We start from the raw sequence: 4,542 nt of genomic DNA, 5'->3' as shown, positions 1-4,542 counted from the left end.
TCCACGGACAGCTTCAGCTTGATGAGGGTATGCTCCTCGTTGATCTTGAGCTGGGACTTCTTTACCGAGTAGTTCACCCGGTCGTGGATGTCGAAGGTCGTCATATCCTGGTTGCGCACCCGACTGCGGCGCACGTCGGACTTGTCCGCCAGGATCAATGCCGCCGCCACTGCGTTGACCGGCTGGCCGGTACCCTCATCGTGGTTGCCGATGGCCGTGACGATGGTGGCAATTTCCGCCGGATCGCAGTCCAGATTGTCCAGAATCCGGAACGCCATAACCGCGCCGGACTGGGAGTGGTCAATGCGGTTGACCAGATTGCCGATGTCGTGGAGATACCCGGCGATCTTTACCAGCTCCACCGTCCGGGCCGGGTACCCCAGCGTCTCCAGAATGTAGCCCGCCGTCTGGGCCACATGGGTCACGTGGGCAAAGCTGTGCTCCGTAAAGCCCAGCGCCACCAGCGACTCATCCGCCCGCTGGATGTAGGTGCGGATAGCCTCGTTGTTCTTTACCGCTTCGTATGTCAGCATCAAGACACCTCCTGTAACCCGCCGGCCGCTCCGCGAAAACGCGCGGAAGCCGCCTGCAAAGCAGCCGGCCTCTGCCTCCCGGCCGAGGCTGATTGTCGGTATGTTCCGTCGCTCCCGGCCGGGGAAGCGCTCAGTTGCCGGAGGGATGCTGGCCGGTGAGGGAGTACTCCACCCATTCGGCCACATTGGTGGCGTGGTCGCCGATCCGCTCCAGGTACTTGGCCACCATCAGAAGGTCCAGGCCCATCTCACCCCGGGCGGCGTCGGCAGCGATCATCTTGATAAGCTCCTGCTTGACCGTTTCAAACAGAGCATCCACCTTGTCGTCGGAGGCGTAGACGCTGCGGGCCAGTTCCAGGTCCCGCTTGACAAAGGAGTCCACGCTGTCCGTCACCATGGAGATCACCGCCCGGGCCATCTCGGCGATGTGCAGGCGGTCGCCGCCCTCAGGCATATGGATGTATCGGGTCAGCTCCGCGATGTCCGCTGCTTGGTCGCCGATGCGCTCCAGGTCGGAGATCATCTTCAGCGCAGCGGAAATCTCCCGCAGATCCTTTGCCACCGGCTGCTGCTGCAGCAGCAGCTTCAAGCACAGGTTTTCCACTTCCCGCTCCCGCTGGTCAATATCCCGCTCCGCCTCCTCGGCGGCCGCTGCCAACGACTCGTCGCCCTTGAGCAGCGCCTCCGCTGCGGCGGAAATGGCGTCCTCACAGGCCGCGCCCATCTGGATCAGCTCCACATGCAGCCGCTCCAGCTGCTCGTCAAATTTGTTTCTCAACCCTCGTTCCTCCTTAGCCGAACCGGCCAGTGATGTAGTCTTCCGTGCGCTTGTCCTTGGGCGTGGAGAAAAGCTGCTCCGTCTTGCCGAACTCCACCAGTTCGCCCAGCAGGAAAAACGCGGTATTGTCGGACACGCGGGCGGCCTGCTGCATGTTGTGGGTAACCATGATGACAGTATACTTGCTTTTCAGCTCCGAGGCAAGGTCTTCGATCTTGGATGTGGAAATGGGGTCCAGGGCACTGGTGGACTCGTCCATGAGCAGTACCTCCGGCTCCACGGCCAGGGCCCGGGCGATGCAAAGCCGCTGCTGCTGGCCGCCGGAGAGACCCAGAGCGCTCTTTTTCAGCCGGTCCTTCACCTCGTCCCAAATGGCCGCGGCCCGCAGGGAATTTTCCACAATCTCGTCCAGCTGCACCCGGGAGCGGATGCCGTGGGTACGGGGGCCGTAGGCCACGTTGTCATAAATGCTCATGGGGAACGGGTTGGCCTTCTGGAACACCATGCCCACCTGCTTGCGCAGCCAGGTGGTGTCCACGCTGGGCTCGTAGATGTCCTGTCCCTGGAAGGTGACCTTGCCGGTGATGCGGACCGAGGGAATCAGATCGTTCATGCGGTTGAGGGTCCGCAAAAACGTGGACTTTCCGCAGCCGGAGGGACCGATGAACGCGGTGATCTCATGCTCCGGAATGGTGATGTTGATATCGTGCAGGGCATGGTTCTGGCCATACCACAAATTCAGGTCGGTTGCTTGCATAATCGCTGCCATAGAGGGCCTCCGTTATTTCTTCAGTTTCCGGCCCACCAAACTGGCGGACACATTGATCAAAAAGGTCAGTACCATCAAAATTGCCGCGATGGCAAAGGCCACGCCGGTCTCGCCCCGCTCGCTGGCGTACACATACAGCGCCACGGTCAGCGTGGCGGAGGAGGACTGGAGCGCGGTGAAAAAGTCGTTGAGCACCAGGCCGAAGCCGGCGGTGAACAGCAGTGCCGCGCTCTCGCCCACAATCCGGCCCACGGCCAGGATGCAGCCGGTGACGATGCCGTCCACGGCGTTGGGCAGCACCACGGTGCGCACCATGTGCCACTTGCCGGCGCCCAGGCCCAGCGCGCCTTCCCGGTAGGACTGGGGCACGGTCTTGAGGCTCTCCTGGGTGGTACGGACAATGGTGGGCAGAATCATGATGACCAGCGTCAGTCCGCCGGCTAGGATGCCCGGGTTCAATCCCAGCTTCTGAATGAAGAACAGCATGCCCACCAGGCCGAAGATGATGGAGGGGATGCCCGTCAAGGTCTCGGTGGCAAACTCGATGACCGCCACCACCCGGTGATTGGAGGCGTACTCCGTCAGATAGATGGCCGCGCCTACCCCCAGAGGCAGCACGATCACCATAGCCACCAGAATGATGTAGAGGGTGTTGAGAATATTGGGCAGGATGCCGATGCTGTTTTGAATGTAGCTTGTCTGGCTGGTGAGCAGCTTCCAGGAGAGGTTGCCCACACCCCGGTAGAAGATGTAGCCGATCAGAAATACCAGCAGCGCACAGGTAATGCCGGCGCAGACCCACACCAGGGCACGCAGGCCCTTGTCATAAATCTGCCGTCTGGCAGAGAGCTTATGTTCCATGGATCACGCCTCCTTTTTCCGTTTGATGAACACGTTGAGCAGCACATTGATGAGCATGATGAACAAAAAGAGCACCAGGCCGATGGAGTAGAGCGCATTGCGCTGGAGGCTGCCGTAGGAGGCGTAGGACATTTCCGAGGCGATGGCGGTGGTCAAAAAGCGCACGGAGGTGAAAAGCCCCGGCATGTTGGCCACGTTGCCGGCCACCATGATGATGGCCATGGCCTCGCCGATGGCACGGCCCACGCCCAGCACCACTGCGGTGGCAACACCGCTGCGGGCAGCAGGCAGGATCACCCGGAAGTCCGTCTCAATCTGGGTGGCCCCCAGGGCCAGCGACGCCTCCTCATACTCCTTGGGCACAGCCCGCAGCGCCGTCTCGGACACGTTGATGATGGACGGCAGGATCATGATGGCCAGCACCACAATGGCCGAGAGCAGGCAGGCGCCGGAGCTGAGACCGAACGTATTCTGCACCAGGGGCACCAACACGATCATGCCCACCAGGCCGTAGACCACGGAGGGGATGCCCGCCAGCAGCTCCACAGCCGTACGGATCACGGCCGCCGCCTTGGGCGGGGCCACCTTGGCCAGGAACATGGCGGTCATCAGTCCCACAGGCACGCCGATGACCACGGCGCCGGCGGTGCCGTACACTGAGGTGAGGATAAAGGGCAAAATGCCGTAGGAGGGCTCCACCGTGGTGGCGGTGGGGGCCCAGACCTCACCGAGCAGGAAGTCCTTCAGTCCAATGGTCCGGATGGCCGGCAATCCGGAGATGATCAGATAGATGCTGATAAACAGCACAAAGGCCACGGCCACGATGCCGCAGAGTAAAAACACGATGTGCACAAAGAGCTCCATGCCCTTCCGCGCTCCGCTGCGGCGGGGCTGATCGGCCTTTTTGGGCGCAACGGCCGCAGTCAAAACGGCGTCGCCCACCGCTTCCAAAATCTCGCGTTCCACAAGTTTCTCCTTTCCTGTACGTTCCCGGTTTACGGGAATAGCCCCCACCCGCCAAGTGTGTGGGTGGAGGCTGATCCCCAGGGAATGGTTCGCTTATTCCGCCACGGGAACCGCACCGGCAGCGGTGATCAGGTCGTTGGCGGCGGTGGAGGTAGCGAAGTCGAAGAAGGCCTGGGCCTGCTCGCTGAGCGCAACGCCCTCCTTGGTCACCAGGACGAAGGGACGCTGGATCTCATAGCTGCCGTCGAGGACGGTCTCCTCGGTGCAGGCAACGCCGCCCACGGTCAGGGCCTTGACGCCGTCCGCGCCTTCCACAGCGGAGAGGGAGGCATAGCCGATGGCGTTGGGGTTGCCCTTGACCGCCTCGATGACGGCGCCGGTGGAGGTCAGCTCCTGGGCCAGCACGCAGGTGTCCTCGGTGCCGGTGATGGACTCGAAGCCGTCCCGGGTGCCGGAACCGGCCTCACGGCCGATGCAGGAGATGGTGCCGGCGTCGCCGCCCACCTCACTCCAGTCGGTGATGGCACCGGTGAAGATCTGGGCGATCTGGTCCACAGTCAGGTCAGCGACCTTGCTGTTGGCGTTGACGATGATGGCAATGCCGTCCAGCGCCACAGTGGTGCCCACCAGGCCGG

6 protein-coding genes are annotated in these 4,542 nt (G+C 62.4%); all 6 read right to left on the bottom strand.

From position 1 onward, the window contains the following. Positions 1-533 (bottom strand): HD domain-containing protein (locus tag QZS13_RS09930; RefSeq protein ID WP_295588518.1); only part of this gene is annotated, 533 nt, incomplete at its 3' end. A 130-nt stretch (positions 534-663) separates the two neighbouring features. Then, a complete protein-coding gene (gene phoU / locus QZS13_RS09925) occupies positions 664-1,311 on the bottom strand; it encodes a phosphate signaling complex protein PhoU (RefSeq protein ID WP_295588515.1) in 648 nt (215 codons plus the stop codon). 13 nt (positions 1,312-1,324) lie between these two features. Next, positions 1,325-2,080, bottom strand: a complete 756-nt coding sequence (pstB, locus tag QZS13_RS09920; RefSeq protein WP_295588513.1) for a phosphate ABC transporter ATP-binding protein PstB — start codon at positions 2,078-2,080, stop codon at positions 1,325-1,327. A 12-nt stretch (positions 2,081-2,092) separates the two neighbouring features. After that, the gene (pstA, locus tag QZS13_RS09915) at positions 2,093-2,941 is read right to left on the bottom strand and encodes a phosphate ABC transporter permease PstA (RefSeq protein ID WP_295588511.1); all 849 of its coding nucleotides are present in this window, start codon (positions 2,939-2,941) and stop codon (positions 2,093-2,095) included. A 3-nt stretch (positions 2,942-2,944) separates the two neighbouring features. Continuing rightward, the gene (pstC, locus tag QZS13_RS09910) at positions 2,945-3,805 is read right to left on the bottom strand and encodes a phosphate ABC transporter permease subunit PstC (RefSeq protein WP_295588521.1); all 861 of its coding nucleotides are present in this window, start codon (positions 3,803-3,805) and stop codon (positions 2,945-2,947) included. 195 nt (positions 3,806-4,000) lie between these two features. After that, positions 4,001-4,542 (bottom strand): substrate-binding domain-containing protein (locus QZS13_RS09905; protein WP_295588509.1); only part of this gene is annotated, 542 nt, incomplete at its 5' end.

It is taken from the genome of uncultured Oscillibacter sp. (assembly GCF_900546705.1).
Classification (GTDB): domain Bacteria; phylum Bacillota; class Clostridia; order Oscillospirales; family Oscillospiraceae; genus Oscillibacter.
This window is presented reverse-complemented; position numbering and strand designations above follow the sequence as displayed.

Bases quoted from the DNA above. Each gene is read 5' to 3' on its own strand.
- pstB (WP_295588513.1), bottom strand. From the start codon at position 2,080: ATGGCAGCGATTATGCAAGCAACCGACCTGAATTTGTGGTATGGCCAG.
- pstA (WP_295588511.1), bottom strand. From the start codon at position 2,941: ATGGAACATAAGCTCTCTGCCAGACGGCAGATTTATGACAAGGGCCTG.
- pstC (WP_295588521.1), bottom strand. From the start codon at position 3,805: ATGGAGCTCTTTGTGCACATCGTGTTTTTACTCTGCGGCATCGTGGCC.